1 protein-coding gene is annotated in these 1,215 nt (G+C 39.3%); it reads left to right on the top strand.

The annotated features are described in order from the left end of the window. On the top strand, positions 1-1,134 hold a 1,134-nt coding region (locus GOQ16_RS17170), incomplete at its 5' end, for an IS4 family transposase (protein ID WP_160070419.1). Between the last annotated feature and the right edge of the window lie 81 nt (positions 1,135-1,215).

Genomic DNA, 1,215 nt, shown 5'->3' with positions numbered 1-1,215 from the left:
GGAGATCGATATGTTAAAAAGTTCACTACCTACAACCACGTTGTGGTGATGCTGTTTGTTGCTTTGGAGGGCTATTCTTCCATCCGGGAAGTGATAATAGGGCTTCTAGCCAATGCACATAAGCTGAGCCATCTGGGTTTGAGCTATATCGTTCGGCGAAGTACTTTATCGGAAGCTAACCAGCGTCGCAGTAGTAATTTATTTGGTGAAATTTATATGGAGGTTTATCTCCGGAACCGGAAACATTTAGCGGACAGCCGCTTGAGTGATGCCGATATGAAAAGGCTTTATATCATGGATTCGACGACCATCACGTTGTTCAAGGACATTTTGAAAGGGGTTGGTCGCAATCCATTACAAGGAAAGAAAAAGGGCGGTATCAAGGCGCATACCATCGTCAAAGCCAGTGAAAATGTTCCCTGTTTGATCCGCTACAGCGCAGCAGTCCGTCATGACCACACGTTCCTTCACGAAGTCCATACTTTGTCCAAAGGATCAATTATCACATTTGACAAAGGTTATGTAGATTACGCCCAATATGAAGCATTTTCTCAAAGCGAGATCTTTTATGTTACCCGTTTGAAAGACAATGCAGTCTATGAAGCACGTAAAGAGTACGATTTACCAGAGAATGCGCCCTCAAGTGTATTAAAAGATGAAGAAGTTGTTTTGTATTACGGACAGGACAAAAAGAACGAGCATCGCACCAGGCGGATCGCCTATTGGGATGATGAAAACAAACGGTTATTTGAGTTTATATCCAATAATTTTGAGTTTTCGGCAGAAAAAATAGCTTTGATCTATAAACAGCGATGGAAAATAGAATTACTGTTCAAGCAGCTAAAACAGAACTTTCCGCTTAAATATTTTCTGGGAGACAATGAAAATGCCATTGAAATACAAATATGGGCAGCTATGTTGGCTAATCTATTGATTACATTGGTAAAAAGTAAGGTAAAACACCCATGGGCATTTTCAAATATGGTGTCCCTAATCAGAAACCAATTGATGAATTATGTCGATATATATCGTTTCCTTGAAGATCCAGAGGGATGTTGGCGCAAAGTCAATTATAGTAATGAAAATCGATACGAAAATTCACTCTTTACAGAGCATAGGAGGCTTGCTTTTTGAAATAAGTAAGAAAACAACCTCAGAACGAACTTGAATCAACAAATAAAATTAAATATCCGTTTTACCGGACAACAATGATTT

Source organism: Sphingobacterium bovisgrunnientis (assembly GCF_009829085.1).
Taxonomy (GTDB): domain Bacteria; phylum Bacteroidota; class Bacteroidia; order Sphingobacteriales; family Sphingobacteriaceae; genus Sphingobacterium; species Sphingobacterium bovisgrunnientis.
This window is presented reverse-complemented; position numbering and strand designations above follow the sequence as displayed.